This window comes from Actinokineospora sp. HUAS TT18 (assembly GCF_051364635.1).
In the GTDB taxonomy this organism is placed as follows: Bacteria; Actinomycetota; Actinomycetes; order Mycobacteriales; family Pseudonocardiaceae; genus Actinokineospora.
The window spans coordinates 2,271,625-2,292,769 of record NZ_CP195645.1; the positions used below are offsets into that span (position 1 = coordinate 2,271,625).

19 protein-coding genes are annotated in these 21,145 nt (G+C 70.1%); 14 read left to right on the forward strand and 5 right to left on the reverse strand.

Features of this window, described 5'->3' with window-relative positions:
* Positions 1-6: 6 nt before the first annotated feature.
* Positions 7-1,341, forward strand: coding sequence for an MFS transporter (locus ACSHT8_RS10080; RefSeq protein WP_436502030.1), 1,335 nt, complete (start codon positions 7-9; stop codon positions 1,339-1,341).
* Entirely contained in the window at positions 1,319-2,989 is a 1,671-nt protein-coding gene (locus ACSHT8_RS10085) for an AMP-binding protein (protein WP_436499954.1), read from the forward strand. Before ACSHT8_RS10080 ends, ACSHT8_RS10085 begins: the two co-directional genes overlap by 23 nt.
* Here ACSHT8_RS10085 and ACSHT8_RS10090 read toward each other — a convergent pair.
* Positions 2,922-5,780, reverse strand: a complete 2,859-nt coding sequence (locus ACSHT8_RS10090) for an AfsR/SARP family transcriptional regulator (protein WP_436499956.1) — start codon at positions 5,778-5,780, stop codon at positions 2,922-2,924. The genes ACSHT8_RS10085 and ACSHT8_RS10090 overlap by 68 nt on opposite strands.
* A 138-nt stretch (positions 5,781-5,918) precedes the next feature.
* Between ACSHT8_RS10090 and ACSHT8_RS10095 the strand changes: the two genes are divergently transcribed.
* The 5 genes from ACSHT8_RS10095 to ACSHT8_RS10115 all read left to right on the forward strand — a co-directional run bounded on the left by ACSHT8_RS10095 (position 5,919) and on the right by ACSHT8_RS10115 (position 11,683).
* Entirely contained in the window at positions 5,919-6,872 is a 954-nt protein-coding gene (locus tag ACSHT8_RS10095) for an ABC transporter permease (RefSeq protein ID WP_436499958.1), read from the forward strand.
* Positions 6,873-6,898: 26 nt separating this feature from the next.
* Complete coding sequence (locus tag ACSHT8_RS10100) at positions 6,899-8,641, forward strand: ABC transporter substrate-binding protein (protein WP_436499960.1); 1,743 nt, start codon at positions 6,899-6,901, stop codon at positions 8,639-8,641.
* 90 nt (positions 8,642-8,731) lie between these two features.
* Positions 8,732-9,745 carry an ABC transporter permease gene (locus ACSHT8_RS10105; protein WP_436499962.1) on the forward strand — a complete coding sequence of 338 codons (1,014 nt, stop codon included), beginning with the start codon at positions 8,732-8,734 and terminating at the stop codon, positions 9,743-9,745.
* The gene (locus ACSHT8_RS10110) at positions 9,742-10,743 is read left to right on the forward strand and encodes an ABC transporter ATP-binding protein (RefSeq protein ID WP_436499964.1); all 1,002 of its coding nucleotides are present in this window, start codon (positions 9,742-9,744) and stop codon (positions 10,741-10,743) included. Before ACSHT8_RS10105 ends, ACSHT8_RS10110 begins: the two co-directional genes overlap by 4 nt.
* Positions 10,736-11,683 (forward strand): ABC transporter ATP-binding protein, encoded by a 948-nt coding sequence (locus ACSHT8_RS10115; protein ID WP_436499966.1) that lies wholly within the window; start codon positions 10,736-10,738, stop codon positions 11,681-11,683. Before ACSHT8_RS10110 ends, ACSHT8_RS10115 begins: the two co-directional genes overlap by 8 nt.
* A 106-nt stretch (positions 11,684-11,789) precedes the next feature.
* Here the strand turns inward: ACSHT8_RS10115 and ACSHT8_RS10120 are convergent, their stop codons facing one another.
* Entirely contained in the window at positions 11,790-12,308 is a 519-nt protein-coding gene (locus ACSHT8_RS10120) for a hypothetical protein (RefSeq protein ID WP_436499968.1), read from the reverse strand.
* Positions 12,309-12,387: 79 nt separating this feature from the next.
* Positions 12,388-12,651 (reverse strand): hypothetical protein, encoded by a 264-nt coding sequence (locus tag ACSHT8_RS10125; protein ID WP_436499969.1) that lies wholly within the window; start codon positions 12,649-12,651, stop codon positions 12,388-12,390.
* Positions 12,652-12,859: 208 nt separating this feature from the next.
* Between ACSHT8_RS10125 and ACSHT8_RS10130 the strand changes: the two genes are divergently transcribed.
* On the forward strand, positions 12,860-13,399 hold the full coding sequence (locus ACSHT8_RS10130; RefSeq protein ID WP_436499971.1) for an HdeD family acid-resistance protein: 540 nt from the start codon (positions 12,860-12,862) through the stop codon (positions 13,397-13,399).
* On the opposite strand, the gene ssuE is transcribed toward ACSHT8_RS10130, so the two are convergent.
* Entirely contained in the window at positions 13,400-13,951 is a 552-nt protein-coding gene (gene ssuE / locus ACSHT8_RS10135) for an NADPH-dependent FMN reductase (protein WP_436499973.1), read from the reverse strand.
* On the reverse strand, positions 13,951-14,898 hold the full coding sequence (locus tag ACSHT8_RS10140) for a TauD/TfdA dioxygenase family protein (protein ID WP_436499975.1): 948 nt from the start codon (positions 14,896-14,898) through the stop codon (positions 13,951-13,953). The genes ssuE and ACSHT8_RS10140 overlap by 1 nt, the downstream gene beginning before the upstream one ends.
* A 263-nt stretch (positions 14,899-15,161) precedes the next feature.
* Between ACSHT8_RS10140 and ACSHT8_RS10145 the strand changes: the two genes are divergently transcribed.
* From ACSHT8_RS10145 to ACSHT8_RS10170, 6 genes are read left to right on the forward strand one after another with little or no spacing between them, the layout of a single operon-like run.
* A complete protein-coding gene (locus ACSHT8_RS10145) occupies positions 15,162-16,136 on the forward strand; it encodes an ABC transporter substrate-binding protein (RefSeq protein ID WP_436502031.1) in 975 nt (324 codons plus the stop codon).
* 3 nt (positions 16,137-16,139) lie between these two features.
* Complete coding sequence (locus tag ACSHT8_RS10150) at positions 16,140-16,955, forward strand: ABC transporter ATP-binding protein (protein WP_436499976.1); 816 nt, start codon at positions 16,140-16,142, stop codon at positions 16,953-16,955.
* Complete coding sequence (locus tag ACSHT8_RS10155) at positions 16,952-17,908, forward strand: ABC transporter permease (protein WP_436499978.1); 957 nt, start codon at positions 16,952-16,954, stop codon at positions 17,906-17,908. The genes ACSHT8_RS10150 and ACSHT8_RS10155 overlap by 4 nt, the downstream gene beginning before the upstream one ends.
* Positions 17,905-19,482, forward strand: coding sequence for an FAD-binding protein (locus ACSHT8_RS10160; RefSeq protein WP_436499980.1), 1,578 nt, complete (start codon positions 17,905-17,907; stop codon positions 19,480-19,482). Before ACSHT8_RS10155 ends, ACSHT8_RS10160 begins: the two co-directional genes overlap by 4 nt.
* Positions 19,479-19,832: a 4Fe-4S binding protein gene (locus ACSHT8_RS10165; RefSeq protein ID WP_436499981.1), complete on the forward strand. Its 354-nt coding sequence runs from the start codon at positions 19,479-19,481 to the stop codon at positions 19,830-19,832. Before ACSHT8_RS10160 ends, ACSHT8_RS10165 begins: the two co-directional genes overlap by 4 nt.
* A gap of 56 nt (positions 19,833-19,888) precedes the next feature.
* Positions 19,889-21,064, forward strand: a complete 1,176-nt coding sequence (locus ACSHT8_RS10170; RefSeq protein WP_436499983.1) for an ROK family protein — start codon at positions 19,889-19,891, stop codon at positions 21,062-21,064.
* Positions 21,065-21,145: the final 81 nt, after the last annotated feature.

The following is a 21,145-nucleotide window of genomic DNA, read 5'->3' on the forward strand; positions in this document are numbered from 1 at the left end:
ATGTCCATTGAGGGCACGACACCGGCGGAGATGCGCCGCATCGCGATCGCGAGTTGCGTGGGCACGACGATCGAGTTCTACGACTTCTTCATCTACGGCACCGCGGCGGCGCTGGTGTTCCCGACGGTGTTCTTCCCGGCGTTGGGACCGGCCGCGGGCGCGGTGGCCTCGTTCGCCACCTTCGCCGTCGCGTTCTTCGCCCGGCCGGTCGGCGCCGTCCTGTTCGGACACTACGGCGACCGGATCGGCCGCAAGCGCACGCTCATCTCCACGCTGCTGCTGATGGGTGTCGCGACCGTCCTCATCGGACTTCTCCCGGGCGCGGCGACGATCGGGGCCGCGGCGCCGATCGCGCTGGTGGTGCTGCGGTTCGTGCAGGGCTTCGCGGTCGGCGGCGAGTGGGCCGGGGCGAACCTGCTCACCGCCGAGTACGCCCCGCCGGGCGAGCGCGGCCGGTACGCGACGTTCCCGCAACTCGGCCCGGCCATCGCGTTCGCGCTGACCAGCGCCACGTTCCTGGTCACCGGATGGGTCATGGGCGACAAGGACTCGGCGTTCCTGGAGTACGGCTGGCGCATCCCGTTCCTGCTGAGCGTCGTGCTGATCGGCGTCGGGCTCTACGTCCGGCTGAAGATCGAGGAGACCCCGGTGTTCCGCGCGGCCCAGGCCACCCGGCAGCCGACGAAGCGGGCGCCGTTCCTCGCCGTGCTCGTCAGCCAGCCCAAGGAGGTCCTGCTGTCGGCGGGTTCGCTGACGATGGTGTTCGCGTTCTTCTACATGGGCACCGCGTATCTGACCGCGTACGGCGTCAACCCGAAGGGCGCCGGGCTGAGCAGGCCGACGGTGCTGATGCTGGGCATCGCCGCGGCCGTGGTGTTCGGTGTGGTGACCGTGCTGGCGGGCGTGCTGTCCGACCGGGTCGGGCGCAAGCGGGTCATCATGACCTCCTGCGCGGTCGGCGCGGTGTGGGCGCTGCTGCTGTTCCCGCTGCTGGACACCCGCTCGCCGCTGGCCTTCGGCATCGGGATCACGGTGACGCTGGCGATCTTCGCGGTGTCCTACGGACCCGCTGGCGCGTTCCTGCCCGAGCTGTTCCACACCCGCCACCGCTACACCGGCGCCGGCTTGGGATACAACCTCGCGGGCATCCTCGGCGGCGCCGTGCCCCCGCTGCTCGCACCCCAGCTGACCAGCGCGTTCGGCAGCATCGGGATCGGGGTGATGCTGTCGGTGACCGCGCTGATCAGTTTCGTCTGCACGCGCGCGCTGGCCGAGACCGCCGGGCGCGGCACCCTGCACACGACCGAAGGGGACGACCTTGTCGACGCCAACCGCGCATGACCGCTACCGGAGCAGCCGCGACCAACTGCTCGCGGGCGCCGTGGCGGAGTTCGAGTGGCCGACGTTCGACGGCCCGTTCAACTGGGCGCACGACTGGTTCGACGTCATCGCCCGCGGCAACGGGCGGACCGCGCTGCACATCGTCGAGGAGAACGGCGACCAGGCCCGGTACTCGTTCGACGAGTTGGCCCGGCGGTCCGACCAGGTGGCGAACTGGCTCGCCGCGCACGGCGTCGGCCGGGGTGACAGCGTGCTGGTCATGCTCGGCAACCAGGTCGAGCTGTGGGAGTCGATGCTGGCGGTGATGAAGCTCGGCGCGGTGATCATGCCGACGACCACCGCGCTCGGCGCCGCCGACCTGGCCGACCGGATCGACCGCGGCGCCGCCAAGGCCGTCATCGCCAACACCGCCGACGCCCCGAAGTTCGACGCGGACCTGGTCCGGGTCGCAGTCGGCGGCGCCGAAGGCTGGCTCGACTACGCCGACGCGGCCGCCGCGCCCGATACCCCGCTCCCCCATCCCGACACGGCCGCCGACGACCGGCTGCTGTTCTACTTCACCTCCGGCACCACCAGCAGGCCCAAGCTGGTCGAGCACACCCAGCAGTCCTACCCGGTCGGGCACCTGTCGACGCTGTACTGGCTGGGCATCCGGCCGGGCGACGTCCATCTCAACATCAGCTCGCCCGGCTGGGCCAAGCACGCGTGGAGCTGCTTCTTCGCCCCGTGGATCGCCGAGGCGACGATCTTCATCCACAACTACACCCGGTTCGACCCGGCCGCGGTGCTGCGCGTGATCCGGGAGGCGGGGGTGACGACGTTCTGCGCCCCGCCGACCGTGTGGCGAATGCTGATCAAGGCCGATCTCTCGGGCGGCCCCGGCGCGCTGCGGGAGGTGGTCGCCGCGGGTGAGCCGCTCAACCCCGAGGTGATCGCCCAGGTGGACCGCGCGTGGGGCCTGACGCTGCGCGACGGCTTCGGCCAGACCGAGACGACCGCGCAGGTCGGCAACACCCCGGGCGCCCTGGTCAAGCCGGGTTCGATGGGCAGGCCGCTGCCGGGCGTGCCGGTGGTCCTGGTCGATGTGGCCACCGGCGAGCCCGCCGACGAAGGCGAGCTCTGCCTCGATCTCAGCAGGCGCCCACCCAGCCTCATGATCGGCTACCACGGCGACCCGGAACGCACGGCGGAGGCGATGGCCGACGGCTACTACCACACCGGCGACGTCGCCCGGCGCGACGAGGACGGCTACCTGTTCTACGTCGGCCGCACCGACGACGTGTTCAAGGCGTCGGACTACAAGGTGTCGCCGTTCGAGCTGGAGAGCGTCCTCATCGGACACCCGGCGGTCACCGAGGCCGCCGTCGTCCCCGCGCCGGACCCGCTGCGGCTGGCCGTGCCGAAGGCGTACGTCGCGCTGACGCCGGGTTTCGCACCCGACCGGACGACGGCGCTGTCGATCCTGCGCCACGCGCGCGAACACCTCGCGCCGTTCCTCCGGGTGCGCAGGCTGGAGTTCTTCGACCTGCCGAAGACGGTCTCCGGCAAGATCCGCCGGGTCGAGCTGCGGGCCCGCGAGGTCAACGACCCGGCGACGGCGGCGGCACTGGAATGGCGCGATGACCAGTTCCCGGAGCTGCGCGGATAACCCACGAACTCGCCGTGAGAATCCCCTCAGCGCGCAGGCGCTGGGGGGCGTTCTCGATCGACGTGGCCAGGGAGCGAGCGCGTTCGGCGTGGCCGGTTGCCGCCGGGTCGCCGAGGGCGGCGTAGATCTCGGCGAGGGCGTTGTCGGTGGCGGCGGCCAACGACGGCCTGCACCCCAGCCGGACGATGTCGGCGGCGGTGTTGGCGGTGGTCAAGGCCGCCGTGGGGTCGCCGTGGCGGAGGTGGGCGGCGGCGAGTTCCAGCAGGGCCTCGACCTCGTGGCCGCGGTCCTCGATCCGCCGGGTGATCTCCAATGCCTCGGCGAACAGCGCGAGCGACTCGGCGTGGTGCCCGAGGCGGGAGGTCGCGGCGGCGACCCGAACCAAGCCATCCTGCTCCCACAGCGGATCCCCGACGCGGCGGGCGACCGACACCACGCGCTCCCCCGCCGCCAGCGAGTCCCCATCGTCGCCGCGCCAAGCATGGACCGTGCTGAGCACCCACAAGGCGAAGCACTCCTCGCGCGGGGTGTCGCCCTCGACCGCGGCGGCGAGGGCGGCCTCCGCGTGGGTGGTGGCGGCCGCTGGATCGCCCAGGGAGTGGTGCAGGGCGGCGATCCGGGCGAGCGACCCGGCCTGGCGGGCACGGTCACCTGCCGCACGGGCGAGGCCGAGAGCGACCGTGAGGTGTTCCAACGCGGGCCGGTACTGGTCGTTGAGCAGATACCCCGTGCCCAGGTTGATCAGCGCGACCACCTCGACCGTCCGCTCCCCCGCGCGCCGCGCCTGCTCGATGGCGATGGCGTGCAGCGCGACATGGTCATCGAAATGCCCGCTGACCAGCAGGAACATCGTCAGGTTCCGGGTGATCAGCCAGGCGTGCGAGCCCAGCCCGACCGCCGCGGCGTGCCGGACGGCCGCGACCAGGTTGGGCAGCTCGGCCGCGCACCAGCGGTTCGCGTCGGCGTGGTCGGCGAACTCGGGCCCACCCCCCGGGTCCTCCGGCAGCAGTCCCGGCACCAGAACCTCACCGACCCGAGCGGAGGCGGCGAGGTAGTAGTCGAGCAGCCGCCGGACCGCGCAGGCATCGGGCTCCGCCAGCTCCCGGGCGTACACCGCGACCAGATCGTGCAGCAGGTACCGGCCTGGATGCCGCTGCAGGAGCAGGTGGACGTCGAGCAGGGACTCCAGCACCCGCTCGGCCTCGGCGACGGGCAGGTCGGCCAGCGCGGCGGCCGAACGCGCGTCGAAGTCGACGCCGGGATGGCAGCCGAGCAGGCGGAACACCCGCTGCTGTTCGGGATCCAACTGCTCGTAGGACAGGGTGAAAGCAGCACCCACCCCTTGATCGTCGACCGCGAGCTCGGCCAGCCGTTCGTCGCCCAACAGGTCCGCGAGATGGTCGACCGTCCACAGGGGACGGTGGAGCAGCCGGGCGGCGGCGATCCGGATGGCCAGCGGGAGACCGCCGCACAGCGCGACCACCCGCGACACCGCTTCCGGAGAAGCGGCAGCGCGTGGCACCACCCGGGTGAACAGCGCCACCGCGTCCTCAGTGGACAGAACGTCGAGCGACACCGGCACCGCGCCCGCCAGCCCCGGCAGCCGCCGCCTGCTGGTGACCAGCACCTGGCAGCCGGGCGCGCCGGGCAGCAGCGGGCGGACCTGCGCGGCGTCGGCGGCGTTGTCGAGCACGATCAGCACCCGCCGCCCGGCCAGCCGCGACCGCCACAGGGCGGCGCGCTCGTCCAGCGTCGCCGGGATGCCCTCGGCAGGCACCCCGACCGCGCGCAGCAGCGTCTCCAGACACGCGGCGGGCTCGACCGGGGGCTGCCCCGGCGAGTGCGCGTGCAGGTCGACGAACAACCTGCCGTCGGGGTAGCGGTCGGCCAGCCGGTGGGCCAGGTGCAGGGCGAACGCCGTCTTGCCGACCCCGGCCATGCCGTCGATCGTGGTGATCGCGGCCGATCCGTCGAGCAGGGCGGCCAAGTCGGCGGCGCGGCCGGTGTAGTCGGGGACGTCGTAGGGCAGCGAGTCGGTGACGGCGGGCTGGGCCAGGTCGAGCGCCGGGTCGTTGCGCAGCACTCGCTCGTGCAGCGCCCGCAGCTCAGGGCCGGGATCGAGCCCGAACTCGGCGCCCAGCATCCGTCGGTGCCGCTCGTAGGCCGCCAGCGCCTCGCTCTGCCTGCCGCTGCGGTAGAGCGCCAGCACCAGGTGCGCGGTGAACCGCTCGCGTTCCGGGTGGGCGGCGGTGAGGTCGACCAGCTCGGGCACCAGGTCGCGGTGCCGCCCGAGCGCCAGGTCGGCCTCGATTCGGTGGTCGAGCGCGCCGAGCCGGGCCTCCGCCAGGCCGTGGCACAGCCGCCCGATCGCCGGGTCGTCGGCGAGCCCGGCCAGGGCCGGACCCCGCCACAGCTCCAGCGCGGCGCCGAACGCGGCGGCCCGGGCGGCGGGCTCGGTGGCGGCCTGCCCCTCGGCGACGAGTTGGTGGAACCGGTGGCTGTCGACCCGGTTCGGCTCGATCCGCAGCGTGTAGCCTGCCGCCCGGGACTCGATCGAAGCCAGGTCGGACGGGACCGCGGCGCGCAGCCTGCTGACGTGCGTGCGCAGCGCCGAGACCGCGGCGGGCGGCGGCTCGTCGTCCCACAGCAGCTCGACCAGCCGCTCGACCGGCACGACGCGGCCGTGCTCCAGCGCCAGCACGGCCAGCAGGCAGCGCTCTCTCCGCCGACCGATCACCACGGGCTGTTCCCCGGCGATCACCTCGAACGGCCCCAGCAGTCGGACCTCCACAACCACCGACCGTAGCGGCGACCACCGACAGCCGCGGCGATGCGGTGCTGTGGCCACAGCACTGCCGGCAATGTTTTGGCGATCCCCGCCGCCGATGCTCTGCGGACCTTCACGAACCACCGTCCCCAGGGAGCACGCATGACGGCACTGACGGCCGACGCGGGCCCGGCCGCGCCGCCGGTCGCCGGTCGATCGCCCGGCCAGATCGCCATGGCGCGACTGCGCCGCGACAAGGTCGCCGTGGCGGGCGGCTGGGTGGTGGTCGCGCTGGTCCTGGTCGCGGTCAGCGCGCTGCTGATGGACCGGGTGTTCGGCGTGATCACCCCCAACCTGCCGCACCAGGACCTGATCGATAAGACGACCCTGCAGCCCAAAGGCACCTTCGGCGGGATGAGCGCCGAGCACCCGCTCGGGCTCGAACCGCTCTCCGGGCGCGACATCCTCCAGCGGATCTACGCGGGCTCGTGGATCTCCCTGCTGATCGGGTTCCTCGCCACGCTGCTGTCGGTGGTGATCGGCACGGTCATGGGTGTCGTGGCGGGCTATTTCGGCGGCTGGGTCGACTCGGTCGTCAGCAGGCTCATGGACATCTTCCTGGCTTTCCCGCTGTTGGTCTTCGCATTGGCGCTCGGCGGAATGATGAACACGTTCAACGCCGACGGCGAGCCTTTGCGCATCGGCATGCTCGTCTTCATCATCGGTTTCTTCAACTGGCCGTATATCGGCCGGATCGTGCGCGGGCAAACCCTGTCGCTGCGGGAGCGCGAATTCGTCGACGCCGCCCGCGGCCTCGGCGCCCGCGGCCCGTACATCCTGGTGCGCGAGCTGCTGCCGAACCTGACCGCGCCGATCCTCGTCTACGCCACGCTGCTGATTCCGACGAACATCCTGTTCGAGGCCGCGCTGTCGTTCCTCGGCGTCGGACTGCGCCCGCCGACGGCGACCTGGGGCGGAATGATCGCCGACGCGGTCAAGTACTACACGCTTCCGCATTTCATGCTCTGGCCCGGCCTGGCCATTTTCGTCACCGTCCTGGCTTTCAACCTGTTCGGCGACGGATTGCGCGACGCGCTCGATCCCAAGGGCCGATGAACCTCATCAAGGAATGGAGTAACGCAGTGACCAGCAAACGTGCGGCCGCCCTGGCCGTGGCCCTCGCGACGACGTTGACCGCGTGCGGCGGTGGCGGGGCGGAGAACAAGCCCGGCGCCCCGGCGGACGGCTTCAACGCGAGCCTCGACAAGGTGTTCTCCCCGTCGGACAAGAAGGGCGGGATCATCAAGCTCGCCAACTCCGACGACTGGGACTCGCTGGACCCGGCCGACACCTACTACGGCTTCTCCTGGAACTTCTCCCGCGTCTACGTGCGCTCGCTGCTGATGTTCAAGGTGGCGCCGGGCAAGGCGAGTGAGGAGCTGGTGCCCGACCTGGCCGAGAGCCTCGGCGTGCCCAGCGACAATGGCAAGACGTGGACGTACAAGATCCGCAAGGGCGTCAAGTTCGAGGACGGCACCGAGGTCACCGCCAAGGACGTCAAGTACAACGTGCTGCGGTCGCTGGACCGCGAGGTCTTCCCCAACGGGCCGGACTACTTCAAGCAGTTCCTCGACCTGCCCGCCGACTACAAGGGCCCGTACAAGTCCAAGGGCGTCAACACCGACCAGGCCGTCGAGACCCCGGACTCGCACACGATCGTCTTCCGCCTCAAAGCGCCGTTCGGCGGGTTCGACTACCTCGCGCACCTGCCGCAGACGGCCCCGGTGCCGGAGGCCAAGGACACCGGCGCGAAGTACAAGGACCACGTCATCTCGACCGGCCCGTACATGTTCGACAAGGTCGAGGTCGGCAAGCGCTACACGCTCAAGCGCAATCCCAACTGGGACCCGGCGACCGACCCGAACCGCAAGGCGCTGCCGGACGGCTACGACATCGCGCTGAAGGTCAACGCCGACGACATCGACAACCGGGTCCTCAGCGGCGACCTGCACCTCGACATCACCGGCACGGGCGTGCAGCCCGCCAAGCTGGCCTCGGTGCTCGGCGCCCCGGACGTCAAGGCGCGCGCGGACAACCCGACCACGACGCGGCTCTGGTACACCTCGGTCAACCCGCAGGTGGCGCCGTTCGACAACATCGACTGCCGCAAGGCCGTCATGTACGCGGTCGACCGCACCGGCTACCAGCTGGCCTACGGCGGCGAGTTCTCCGGCGGCGAGCTGGCCACGACGGTGATGGCGCCCGCGATCCCGGGCTACCAGAAGTTCGACCTGTACCCGGCCGGTCCGGACAGCAAGGGCGACCTGGCCAAGGCGAAGGAGCACCTGGCCAAGTGCGGCAAGGCCGACGGGTTCGAGGCGACCATGGCCTTCCGTGAGGGTCGGCCGAAGGAGAAGGCGACCGCCGAGTCGTTCCAGGCGTCGCTCGCGCGGGTGGGCATCAAGCTGGTACTGAAGGGATTCCCGTCCGGCGACTACTTCTCCCAGTTCTGCGGCAATCCGCCGTTCGTGCGCTCCAACAAGATCGGCCTGTGCGTCAACGGCTGGGCGGCTGACTGGAACGACGGCTTCGGCCACCTGTCGCAGATCGTGGACAGCCGGGTGATCCGGGATTCCGGCGGCTCGTCGAACATCAGCGTCCGCATCCCCGAGGTCGACCAGCTGCTCGACCAGGCGGTCGGCGAGACCGACAAGGCCAAGCGCGAGCAGCTGTGGGCGGCGATCGACAAGCGCGTGATGGAGGAGGCCGTGATCTACCCGGGCCTCTACAGCAAGGCGCTGCTGCTGCGCGGCAAGGGTTTGACGAACGTCTTCGTCAACGAGGCATACGGAATGTACGACTACCTCGCGCTCGGGCTGGCCTGACCGGCCCGATGGGGGAAGCGGCGGGTGGCCGGGGTGGTACCGCACCCCCAGGCCCGGCCACCCGCCGCCGCACAACGGAATCGAGCCCCAATGATCATCTATGTCGTCCGCAGGCTGGCCGCGGCGCTGCTGCTGCTGTTCGTGGTCAGCGCGGTCACCTTCGCGATCTTCTTCGTGATCCCCCGGATCATCGGGTCAACGCCGGAGACCATGGCCGCCCGCTATGTCGGCCGCACGGCCAACGAGGAGTCCATCCAGCTCACGGCGGAGCGGCTGGGCTTCTACGACCCGGTACCGGTCCAGTACTTCACCTGGGTCAAGGGGATCTTCGTCGGCGCCGACTTCGACTACGGCGCCGGGATCGACCACTGCCCGGCCCCGTGCCTCGGCTACTCGTTCCTCAGCCGCCAGCCGGTGTGGCCCGACCTGCTCGACCGCATGCCGGTGACACTGTCGCTGGCGGTCGGCGCGTCGGTCATCTGGCTGGTCGCGGGCGTGTCGACCGGGGTGCTGTCCGCGCTGCGTCGCGGCAGCGTGTTCGACCGCGCGGCGATGGGTATGGCCCTGGCCGGGGTGTCGCTGCCGATCTTCTACACCGGACTGATGTCACTGGCCCTGTTCAGCTACACGCTCGGCTGGACGGCGCCCGGCGGCAGCTACACCGACTTCACCGAGAACCCGGCGGCCTGGGCGGGCGACCTGATCCTGCCGTGGGTGACGCTCGCGTTCCTGTTCTCGGCGAGCTACGCCCGGCTGACCAGGGCCGGGATGCTGGAGACGATGAGCGAGGACTTCATCCGCACGGCGCGGGCGAAGGGCCTGCCGGAACGCCAGGTCGTTGTGCGCCATGGGTTGCGGGCGTCGCTCACGCCGATCCTGACGATCTTCGGCATGGACGTCGGCCTGCTGCTCGGTGGCGCGGTGCTGACGGAGAGCGCGTTCTCGCTCAACGGCCTCGGCAAGTACGCCGTCGACGCGATCACGACCAACGACCTGCCCAAGGTCATGGGCGTGACCATCCTGGCCGCGCTGTTCATCGTCATCGCGAACCTGGTCGTCGACCTGCTCTACGCCGTGCTCGACCCGAGGGTGAGGGTGTCATGACGTTCCTCGAAGTGCGTGATCTCCGCGTGCACTTCCCGACCGACGACGGCTTGGTGAAGTCGGTCGACGGGCTGACCTACTCGGTCGAGCGCGGGCAGACGCTGGGGATCGTGGGCGAGTCGGGATCGGGCAAGAGCGTGAGCAGCCTGTCGGTCATGGGCCTGCACAAGAAGGGCACCGCCCGGATCACCGGCGAGGTCCTGCTCGACGGCGAGGACCTCGTCGGGGCGAGTGAGGAGCGGGTGCGGTCGCTGCGCGGCAAGCGCATGGCGATGATCTTCCAGGACCCGCTGTCGGCGATGCACCCGTACTACACGGTGGGCACGCAGATCATCGAGGCGTACCGGATCCACAACAAGGCCACCTTGGCCGTCGCGCGCAAGCACGCGATCGAGATGCTGGACCGGGTCGGGATCCCGAACCCGAAGTCGCGTGTGGACGATTACCCGCACCAGTTCTCCGGCGGTATGCGGCAGCGCGCGATGATCGCGATGGCGCTGTCCTGTGACCCCGAGCTGCTGATCGCCGACGAGCCGACCACCGCACTCGATGTGACGGTGCAGGCGCAGATCCTCGACCTGATCCGGGATCTGCAGCAGGAGTTCAACTCCGCGGTCATCATCATCACCCACGACCTGGGCGTGGTGGCGGAGCTGGCCGACGACATCATGGTCATGTACGCGGGCCGCGCCGTGGAATACGGCACCGCGTCGGAGATCTTCGATTCGCCGCAGCACCCGTACACGTGGGGCCTGCTGCGGTCGATGCCGCGGCTGGACCGGGAGCGCACCGCGCGGCTGGTGCCGATCAAGGGCACCCCGCCGAGCCTGATCAACGTCCCGGAGGGCTGCCCCTTCAACCCCCGCTGCGCCTATGTGGAGTTGACGGGCGGGTTGAGCACGACCGAGCGGCCCGCGTTCCGGGACATCGGGGGCCGCCACGTCGCCTGCCATCTGTCCGGCGAGGACCGGAGTCGACTGTGGAGCGCCAATGTCTGAGCTGTTGAAGGTCTCGGGGCTGCGCAAGCACTTCCCCGCGCGCAAGGGCACGGTGAAGGCGGTCGACGGACTCGACTTCACCGTGCGCCGAGGCGAGACGCTGTCGCTGGTCGGGGAGTCCGGCTGCGGGAAGACCACGACAGGTCGGCTGCTGACCCGTCTCGTCGAGCCGAGCGAGGGGTCGATCGTGTTCGACGGCCGCGACATCACCCACCTGTCGACGGGCGCGCTGCGGCCGCTGCGGCGCGACATCCAGATGATCTTCCAGGACCCGTACTCGTCGCTGAACCCGCGCCACACGGTCGGCACGATCGTCGGGGCGCCGTTCCGCCTGCAGAAGGTCGCGCGGGACGTGAAGGCGGCGGTGCAGGAGCTGCTGGAGGTGGTCGGACTCAACCCGGAGCACTACAACCGGTACCCGCACGAGTTCTCCGGCGGCCAGCGCCAGCGCATCGGCATCGCCAGGACCCTCGCCCTGCGGCCGAAGCTGATCGTGGCCGACGAGCCGGTGGCCGCGCTGGACGTGTCGATCCAGGCGCAGGTGGTGAACCTGCTGGAGGACTTGCAGCAGGAGTTCGACCTGACGTACGTGCTGATCGCGCACGACCTGTCGGTGGTGCGGCACGTGTCGGACCGGGTGGCGGTGATGTACCTGGGCAAGATCGTCGAACTGGCCGACCGGACGACGCTGTACGAGCGGCCGCGGCACCCGTACACGACGGCGCTGCTGTCGGCGGTGCCGGTGCCGGACCCGCGGCGGCGGGCTGAGCGGGAGCGGATCCGGCTGGTGGGGGACGTGCCGAGCCCGCTCGACCCGCCGCCGGGCTGCCGCTTCAACACCCGCTGCTGGAAGGCGACTGAGCTGTGTCGGACGGTGGAGCCGGTGATGGTGGAGGTGGACCCGGGCCACCAGGCGGCCTGCCACTTCCCGGAGCCCTAGTGCTGTGTCCATGAACGGACAGCACTAGCCTCCCGACGGCTCAACCTCCGCCGAATTGTCCAACAATCCTAATATTGAACATTAGGATTGTTGGACAATCGAGAGATCAGGCCCAGAACACTTCCAGCAGGTCGGAGGTGAGCTGGGTCAGGCCGTGCAGGCCACAGTCCAGGTTCGGGTGCAGGATGATCGGGTAGGCGTTCGCCGTGTCACCGGCCAGCGGACCGCTGGTGAAGTACGCGCTGATGGTGAGCGCGCCCGACGTCGGGTCCGTGTTGACCGTGATGTCGAACGTGCTGGTCTCCCCCGTGTTCCAGGTCAGCACCGCGCCCTCGGTGATCGTCATGACCGGCGCGCACGGCGCCAGCCCCAGCGGCCGCGACACGGTCCCCACGCCCGTCCGCACCCCCGACTTGAGCCGCGAGTACGTCCCGTTCGCCGAGAAGCAGTCGACCAACCCGCCGCCGACGTCCGCGGTCGCCGTCGTGGTTGTGGCGGTCAGGGCAGGGCTGAAATTGAACTGGAAGTTGCCGGTGCAGGCCAGATCGCCCTGAGCGGCCTGCGCGGTCCCGGTGAACAGCGTCGTGAGCAGGGCCGTGGCCAGGAGCAGAGCGCGAATCTTCATCGGACGCCTCCAAATGGGAACGAGTCCCAAGGAGTCTGTCCGAGATCAACTCGCGCACGCAGCCGCCGAAGGGTTGACGCTATGCCGCCACTTCGAGCCACTGCGCGCCGCGGTCGGTGACCTCGACCGGGGTGTCCCGGGTGCCCGGTCCAGGGCGGACAGCCACCAGGCCGCGCCGCTCCAGCAGGGCCAGCGCCTCGGCCTCCCACTGCGGGACGTGTCCCGCGGCGCATCCGTCAGCCCCGGCCCACAGGTAGCCCATCGGGGCTCCCCATAGTCCGTTGTGGAACAGCACCGCTCCCTCCGCGCAGTGGCGCAGAGCCCGCAGTTCTCTGTCGTTCATCTCGCACCTCCATGTCCCTAGTACTCCGAGACTGCGCCGCGAGATGGTGATACCGCCTCGCGAGAAATACTTAGACGAGTACGTAAGGTCCCGCCCGGACCCTCAGCCTCGCTGGAGGCGCGCTCGAAGCCTGCGCTCCCCGTCCGTTCGACTCGCGACCACGGTTGCGTGGCGTTACGTTCACGAGCGGAGCGTGAAGGGAGCGGGCATGACGGAGCCGATCAGCGCGGTGCGCGGCAAGTGGTGGGTGGTCGTCCTCCTCGGGGTGGTCGTGGCCGTGCTCGGGGTGCTGCTGCTGGCCAACCTGGTCGTGGCGCTGACGACGCTGGCCGTCTACGTCGCGATCGGGCTGCTCGTCGTCGGGATCGACGAGATCGTCGGCGCCGAGCGCTACCACAAGCGTTGGCCCGCCTACGTGCTCGGCGCGCTGTGGATCGCGTTCGGACTGGTCGCGCTGTTCTGGCCCGGGATAACCCTGCTCGCCCTGGCGCTCACCGTCGGCATCTCGTTCGTCGCGGGTGGAGCGATCCAGGCGGGCATGGCGCTGGCGTGGCGCCGGGAACTGCCCGCGTGGGGCCTGTGGCTGACGGTCGGCCTGCTGACGCTGGTCGTCGGCCTGATCGCGCTCGCCTGGCCCGACCTGACCGTGCTCACGCTGGCCATCTGGCTCGGCGTGGCGCTGCTGGTGCGCGGCCTCACCGTCATCTGGTTCGGCCTGCGCCTGCGCAACGTCGCCGCGCTCGTCTGATCAGAGCGCGACCGCCAACGGCCGCCGGGCGTGCACCGCCTCGGAGAAACCGTCGACCGCGGTCCGCACCGGTTCCAGTGACGCCGGGTCGAGCGTGACCTCGGCACGGTCAACCGTGATGTGCTTGTCCAGGACGAACCATCCCTGCACGATGTGGTCCGCGCCGAGCGAGGTCAGCACCGGCCGCAGCGCGTAATCCAACGCGAGCACGTGCGCGGGCGTGCCACCCGTGACCAGCGGCAGCACCGCCTTGCCCGCCAGCGCGAACTGCGGCAGCAGGTCGAGCAATGCCTTCAGCAGCCCCGAATACGCGGCCTTGTAGACCGGCGACGCGACCACCACCGCGTCCGCGCCCGCGATCGCGTCGATCACCTCGGTGATCGCGGGGTCGGCGGTGTCGGCCGCGAGCAGCGCGGCGGGCGGCAGGTCGCGCACCCGGAACTCCCGCACCACATGGCCTTTGGCGCGCAGCCGCGAACCGACATGGCCGGACAGGGCGGCGGTCTTCGAGGTGGCCGACGGGCTGCCCGACAGCACGATGATCGACGCCATCACGAGCCGACCGGGGAGAACGCCGACGCGTCGCCGGTGACCGGGGTGCTCTCGACACCGTCCACACTGACCGGGACCGTGCCCGCCAGCGTGACCCGGTGCAGGCGGCGGTACTCGTCGTCGTAGTCGGCCACGCCGTAGTGCTGGGTGGCGCGGTTGTCCCAGATCGCCACGTCGCCGTCGGCCCACTGCCAGCGCACGGTGTTCTCCAGCCGGGTAACGCGCTGCTGCAGCAGTTGGAAGACCGCCTGCGACTCGGTGCTGGTCAGGCCGACGATCTGCTTGACGAAGTGGCCCAGCAGCAGCGACCGCTCCCCCGTCTCCGGGTGCACGCGCACCACCGGGTGCTCGGTCTCGTAGCGGTCGGAGACGAACTCGTCGCGGTACTCGCGGACCTTGACGTCGACGCCGCCGATGCGGGTCGAGTCGATGTGCGCGGCGTAGTCGTAGACGTTGGTGTGCAACGCCCAGAGCTGGTCGACCAGCGCCTTCAGCGCGGTGGGCAGCTCCTCGTAGGCATTGACCGTGTTCGCCCACACCGTGCTGCCGCCGTACGGGGGCAGGGCGACGGCGCGCAGGATGCTGATGGCGGGGACGCGGTCGATGAACGTGACGTCGGTGTGCCAGCTGTTGGCCTTGCCGTAGTCGGAGTCGATCGGCAGCACGTTCGGGTTTTCCTTGCCGCGCACCGTGGGGTGCGCCAGCGTCGGCTCGCCGAGCAGCTGGGCGAAGGCGAGCTGGCCCGCGTCGTCGAGGTGGTCCTGGCCGCGGAAGAAGACGACCTTGGCCGCGAGCAGCGCCGAGCGGATCTCGGCGACGGTCGCGGCGTCGAGATCCCCGCCGAGCCGGACGCCGTCGATCCGCGCGCCGATGTTCGCGCCGAGTTTGGCGACGGTGACCGCCGACCGGCCGCCGGACTGCCTTGGGATGTCCAATTGCGTGCTCATTGGTTTGTTTCCTTTCGCTCTGGGTGATCCCCAAGCTAGGCAGCGCGCTCTCGGACCGACAAGGTTTCGGCGGCGTGAAAATAAGTCTTCCCACCGTTCGGAACCGGTTGACCTGCCCATTCGCCCGGTGTGAAGGTATGACCGCAGCGAAATCGGCCGCATTGTTCGCGTGAATTCGCCCGCCAATTCGCTAATGTCCCAACATTTCGCACAGATAGGGAACGACTGTGACGACCACCCGACGGAATTTCCTCAGCCTGGCCATGTTCGGCGTCGCGGCGGCCGCCACGGGCTGCGGGACCGCCGCGGGCGGAACGGGCGCGCAGACCAAGACACTGCGCTACCAGGGCTGGGCGGGCGACGTGTCGCTGCCCGAGCTGGCCGCCGACCTCGGCTACCTCGGCGACGTCAAGCTGGAGTGGGTCGGCAACACGATCAGCGGCCCGCAGGACATCCAGTCCGCCGCGACCGGCCAGGTCGACTTCGGCGGCGCGTTCAACGGCGCGGTGGTGAAACTCAAGGGCGCGGGCGCGCCGATCAAGTCGGTCATCGGCTACTACGGCGCCGACAAGGACGCCTACAGCGGCTTCTTCGTGCTGGAAGACAGCCCGGTCAAGGAGCCGCGCGACCTGCTCGGCAAGAAGGTCGGCATGAATACCCTCGGCGCGCACCACGAGGCCATGCTGGGCATCTACCTCAAGCGCAACGGACTGTCCGCTGAGGACATCAAGAAGGTCGAGCCGATCGTGGTGCCGCCGGTCAACACCGAGCAGTCGCTGCGGCAGAAGCAGATCGAGGTCGGCGTCCTCGGCGGCATCCTGCGCGACAAGGCCCTCGAGAAGGGCGGCGTGCGCAAGCTGTTCTCCGACTTCGACCTGCTCGGCCCGTTCACCGCGGGCACATACGTGTTCACCGAGAAGTTCATCAAGGACAACCCGGACACCGTGCGCATCTTCGTCACCGGCGTCGCCAAGGCGATCGAGTACAGCCGCACGACGCCGCGTGAGCAGGTCATCGAGCGCAAGCTCGCGATCATCAACAAGCGCGGGCGCAACGAGGACCCCGGGGCGCTCAAGCACTGGAAGTCCACGGGGGTCGCGGAGAATGGCGGCAAGATCCTGGACAAGGAACTGCAGATCTGGATCGACTGGCTGACCGACCGCGGCGAGATCAAGCCCGGCCAGGTCAAGCTCACCGACCTCTACACCAACGAGTTCAACGACCTGGCGAAGGGCTGAGCCATGACCGCCCACATCCGCTTCCAAGGCATCACCAAACGGTTCCCGGTCAAGGACGGCCGGTCGCGCACCGAGTTCACCGCCGTCGAGGACATCGACCTGGACATCGCCCGCGGCGAGTTCGTCGTGCTGGTCGGCCCCAGCGGCTGCGGCAAGTCGACACTGCTCGACCTGCTGGGCGGCCTGACCACCCCGACCGAGGGACGGATCCTGCTGGATGGCGAGCCCGTCACCGGCCCCGGGCTGGACCGCGGCATCGTGTTCCAGCAGTACGCGCTGCTGCCCTGGCGCACCGCCCTCGGCAACGTCGAGTTCGGCCTGGAGGCCACCGGCGTCCCCCGCCGCGAACGGGCGGCGAGGGCGCAGGAGTTCCTGGACCTGGTGGGGTTGACCGGCTTCGAGCAGCGCCACCCGCATGAGCTGTCCGGCGGCATGCGCCAGCGCGTGGCGATCGCGCGCAGCCTGGCGTATGACCCGACGGTGCTGCTGATGGACGAGCCGTTCGCGGCGCTGGACGCGCAGACGCGGGAGTCACTGCAGGACGAGCTGCTGCGCATCTGGGAACGCACCGGCAAGACGATCGTGTTCATCACACATGCGATCGATGAGGCTGTCTACTTGGGACAGCGGGTCGCGGTGCTGACTTCGCGGCCGGGGCGGATCAAGGAGATCGTGCCGATCGACCTTGGGGAGCGGACGAAGCAGTCGGACCTGCGGTCCGACCCCGAGTTCGCCCGCTACCGCCACGAGATCTGGGAGCTACTGCACGACGAGGTCTCCCGCGCCCAGCAACAGGAGAAGGAGGTAGTCGGAGCATGAGCGCCCCCACCAAGACCACCACCGCACAAACCGAGGACCGCCCGGAACCCCCAAGCAAGCAGCCCCCGCCCTCCCTGGGGGGCGTCCCCTTGGCCAGTCTATCGGCGGAGGCGGGGCGGGAGAAGGTCGCGCCGTCTCCTGTGGATGGTTCGCGGCGATGGGGACAGAAGGTGAGCCGGGTGCGCGGCATCCTCGCCACCATCTCCACCAAGGTCATCGCCATTCTCGTGCTGCTCGCGGTCTGGGAGACAGCGCCCCGGCTCGGCCTGGTCGACGCCACCTTCCTTCCGCCCTTCACCGAGGTCGGTGCCGCCTGGCTGGAACTGCTCGGCAACGGCCAGCTCCTCGCCAACGCCGAAGCCAGTCTCGTGCGCTCGTTCAGCGGGTTCGGCCTGGCGGTCCTCATCGCCGTCCCGCTCGGGCTTCTGATCGGCTGGTACAAGCCGGTGGCGAACCTGCTCGGCCCCCTGCTGGAGGTCTTCCGCAACACCGCCGCGCTGGCTCTGCTTCCGGTGTTCGTGCTGCTGCTCGGCATCGGTGAGACCTCGAAGATCACCATCGTGCTCTACGCGTGCACCTGGCCGATCCTGCTCAACACGATCACCGCCGTCCGCACGGTCGACCCGACACTGCTGCGTCTGGCGAAGTCGATGGACGTCACCGGGTTCCGGCTGTTCCAGAAGGTGATCCTGCCCGCGTCGGTGCCCACCGTCTTCACCGGCATCCGGCTCGCGGGGGCGGTGTCGATCCTGGTGCTGGTCGCCGCCGAGATGGTCGGCGCCAAAGCGGGGTTGGGCTATCTGATCAACGCCTCGCAGTACAACTTCGCGATCCCCCAGATGTATGCCGGGATCATCACCATCTCGGCGATCGGTGTGACGTTCAACCAGCTCCTCGTGGCGCTGGAGCGCAAGTTCACCTCGTGGCGCGTCCCGGTCGGAGGTTCGCTGTGACCATCCTCGACTTGACCACCGACGTCCTGGTCGTCGGTGGCGGACCGGCCGCGACCTGGGCCGCGCTGAAGGCGGCCGAGGCTGGCGCCGACGTCGTGCTCGCCGACAAGGGCTACTGCGGCACCAGCGGCGCGACGGCCTCCGGTGGCACGGGCGTCTGGTACGTCCCGCCGGTCCCGGAGGCCCGGGAGAAGGCCATGGCCAGCCGCGAGGCGCTGGGTGGGTATCTCGCGGACCGGCGCTGGATGGGGCGGGTGCTGGACGAGACCTACGCCCGGATGAACGAGCTGGCCGAGGTCGCGAAGTACCCGTTCCCGGTCGGGCCGGACGGGCAGCAGCTGCGCAACGGGCTGCAGGGGCCGGAGTACATGCGGCGCATGCGGATCCGGGTGCGGCGGGCCGGGGTGCGGATCCTGGACCACAGTCCCGTCGTCGAGTTGCTGACCGACGGCACGGGGGCGGTGGCCGGGGCGGCGGGCTATCGGCGGCAGGCCGACCAGCGGTTCCAAGTAAGGGCGGGCGCGGTGGTGCTCGCGACCGGTGGGTGCGCGTTCCTGAGCAAGGCGCTGGGCTGTGACGTCAACACCGGGGACGGCGCGCTGTTCGCCGCCGAGGTGGGGGCGGAGCTGTCGGGGATGGAGTTCTCCACGGCGTACGGGATCGCGCCGGAGCACACGTCGGTCACCAAGACCGCGTTCTACAACTACGCCACGTTCTATCGGGCCGACGGCACGGTGATCGAGGGCGCGAGCAGCCAGGGCGGTCGGTCGGTGATCGCGCGGACCCTGTTGGCGGAGAAGGTGTTCTGCAAGCTGGACAAGGCAGGTGAGTCGGACAAGGCGGCGATGCGGTTGGCGCAGCCGAACTTCTTCCTCACCTTCGACCGGCTCGGCATCGACCCGTTCACCGAGCTGTTCTCGGTGACGCTGCTGGCCGAGGGCACGGTCCGCGGCACGGGCGGCATCCGCATCACCGACGACGGATGCGCGACGACCGTTCCCGGGCTCTACGCCGCGGGCGACGCCGCGACGCGGGAGTTGATCTGCGGCGGCTTCACCGGCGGTGGCAGCCACAACGCCGCGTGGGCCATCTCGTCGGGAACGTGGGCTGGTCATTCCGCGGCGGGGTTCGCCCGGTCGGTGGGCGCCGGCCGCAGGCGGCTGATTCCGGCGGGTGGGGCGGGCATCCGGCCCGCCGGGTCCGGGACCGTGGCCACCGCTGAGGTGATCGAGGTGGTTCGCGGTGAGGTGCTGCCGTACAACAAGAACTACCTCCGGCACGGCGACACGCTGACCGCGTCCCTGGGTGTGCTGAACGAGACCTGGTCGAGCCTGCGCGAGGGCCTGCACGGCGACGGTGTGGACCTGGTCAGGGCGCGGCAGGCGGCGGCGATGGTGGCGCACGCGCGGTGGATGTATACCTCCGCGCTGGCCAGGACCGAGACGCGGGGGATGGCGAAGCGGCTCGACTTCCCCGAGGTCGACCCGGCGCAGCACCACCGGATCACGTCGGGTGGGCTGGACCAGGTCTGGGCGCGGCCAGAGCTGTTGGCGAGCGCGGCGGTCGCGTCATGATCGAGCTGGTGTCGGCTTCGCGGTGCATCGGCTGCGACAAGTGCGTCAAGGTGTGTCCCACGAACGTCTTCGACCGGGGTGCGGACGGGATTCCGATCATCAGCAGGCAGGAGGACTGCCAGACCTGCTTCCAGTGCGAGGCCAACTGCCCGGTCGACGCCCTGTTCGTGGCGCCCCAGACCCATCCGCAGCCGGTCGACTCGGCCGCGCGTGACGAAGAGCAGCTCGTCGCGGTCGGGTTGCTGGGGAGCTATCGGGAGAAGATCGGGTGGGGCAAGGGTCGCGCACCCGGTTCGCTGCTGGCGGTGGGACCCGCGCTGAGCCCGAAAGGACCGGCCATCACCTCGTAGTTCCACATGCTGGTCGCCTTGGCCCAGTGGGCGGGCCGGGTGTCACGATCGGAGACATGTGGGCCGTCAGCACTGACCGCCGCCGCTCGTCGAGCGCGGCGGTCATGCTGCGCGCCGTCCTCGAACACGGGCCGACGGCGCGCAGCACGGTGGCGCGGCTGACCGGGCTCAGTCCGGCGGCGGTGACCCGCCAGTTCTCGGTGCTGGCTGAACTCGGCTTAGTCAGCGAGGTCACCGACGGCCTTGTCTATCGAGGTGTCGGACGGCCGCACGTCCCGGTCGACATCGACGTCGACAGCCATGTCGTCCTCGGCATCCACATCGCCCACGACTTCAGCACCCTCGCCGCCCTGGATCTGCGCGGTCGGGTCCTTGCCTGCAAGCAACTCCCCCACCAGCACGACGACCCCGAACGGGTCCTGTCCGCGGCCGCCACCGCCCTCACCGACCTGCGCTCCCCCGGCCGGATCCCCCTCGGCCTCGGCGTGGCGGCGGGCGGCTGGGTCGACCCCGACGAAGGCGTGCTCATCGAACACGCGTCCCTCGGTTGGCACGACGTCCCTGTGCGCACGCTTCTCGCCCGCCAGACCGGCCTCCCGGTGCGGGTCGACAGCCACGCGCGCGCCCTCGCGGGGGCCGAGCAGCTGTTCGGCACCGCACGCGGCGAGTCCGTGGTCCACCTGTTCGTCGGCAACGTCGTCGACGCCGCGATTGTCACCGGCGGCGAACCGCACCGCGGCCCCCGGTCCGGCGCGGGCGACATCGCCCACCTCGCACTCGGCGACCCGACCGTCAGCTGCTTCTGCGGCCGCTGCGCCTGCCTGGAGGCCACGGTGTCGGACCGCGCGTGGGCGACGCGCGCGATGGCGGAGGGGTTGATCGGCCGGCCGTCGATCATGGACCTGGTCGAGGCCGCCCTGGACGGCGGCGCGGGCGCGCAGGCGTCCCTGGCGCAACGCGCCCGAATGGTCGGCCGCGCGGCGGCGACGCTGTTCGACATCGTCAACCCCGACGTGCTCGTCGTGACCGACATCGGCGCGATCCTGCTGCCAGAATATTTGGCCACTGTGCGCCGCGAGGTCGAGCAGTGGTCCCGTGTCTGCGCGGACCCGGCCCGGTCGGTGGTGGCGAGCAGCTTTGACGCCGACATCGTGCTGGGCATGGCGGCCGGTGCCGCCCTGCTGAGCGAGATCTACGCCGACCCATTGTCCCTTTCGGACACGTTCCACTGAGTGGACGGACTTAATTTCACGCCGCGCAATGTTGCCCGGACACACGCGCCGCGGCGATAGTCGAGAGGACCGATTCGTTTC

What these genes read in the sequence shown, in the direction of transcription:
- ACSHT8_RS10110 (WP_436499964.1), top strand. Translation starts at nt 9,742, where the DNA reads ATGACGTTCCTCGAAGTGCGTGATCTCCGCGTGCACTTCCCGACCGAC.
- ACSHT8_RS10130 (WP_436499971.1), top strand. Translation starts at nt 12,860, where the DNA reads ATGACGGAGCCGATCAGCGCGGTGCGCGGCAAGTGGTGGGTGGTCGTC.
- ACSHT8_RS10155 (WP_436499978.1), top strand. Translation starts at nt 16,952, where the DNA reads ATGAGCGCCCCCACCAAGACCACCACCGCACAAACCGAGGACCGCCCG.
- ACSHT8_RS10165 (WP_436499981.1), top strand. Translation starts at nt 19,479, where the DNA reads ATGATCGAGCTGGTGTCGGCTTCGCGGTGCATCGGCTGCGACAAGTGC.
- ssuE (WP_436499973.1), bottom strand. Translation starts at nt 13,951, where the DNA reads ATGGCGTCGATCATCGTGCTGTCGGGCAGCCCGTCGGCCACCTCGAAG.
- ACSHT8_RS10095 (WP_436499958.1), top strand. Translation starts at nt 5,919, where the DNA reads ATGACGGCACTGACGGCCGACGCGGGCCCGGCCGCGCCGCCGGTCGCC.
- ACSHT8_RS10170 (WP_436499983.1), top strand. Translation starts at nt 19,889, where the DNA reads ATGTGGGCCGTCAGCACTGACCGCCGCCGCTCGTCGAGCGCGGCGGTC.
- ACSHT8_RS10120 (WP_436499968.1), bottom strand. Translation starts at nt 12,308, where the DNA reads ATGAAGATTCGCGCTCTGCTCCTGGCCACGGCCCTGCTCACGACGCTG.
- ACSHT8_RS10145 (WP_436502031.1), top strand. Translation starts at nt 15,162, where the DNA reads ATGTTCGGCGTCGCGGCGGCCGCCACGGGCTGCGGGACCGCCGCGGGC.
- ACSHT8_RS10105 (WP_436499962.1), top strand. Translation starts at nt 8,732, where the DNA reads ATGATCATCTATGTCGTCCGCAGGCTGGCCGCGGCGCTGCTGCTGCTG.
- ACSHT8_RS10115 (WP_436499966.1), top strand. Translation starts at nt 10,736, where the DNA reads ATGTCTGAGCTGTTGAAGGTCTCGGGGCTGCGCAAGCACTTCCCCGCG.
- ACSHT8_RS10140 (WP_436499975.1), bottom strand. Translation starts at nt 14,898, where the DNA reads ATGAGCACGCAATTGGACATCCCAAGGCAGTCCGGCGGCCGGTCGGCG.
- ACSHT8_RS10150 (WP_436499976.1), top strand. Translation starts at nt 16,140, where the DNA reads ATGACCGCCCACATCCGCTTCCAAGGCATCACCAAACGGTTCCCGGTC.
- ACSHT8_RS10125 (WP_436499969.1), bottom strand. Translation starts at nt 12,651, where the DNA reads ATGAACGACAGAGAACTGCGGGCTCTGCGCCACTGCGCGGAGGGAGCG.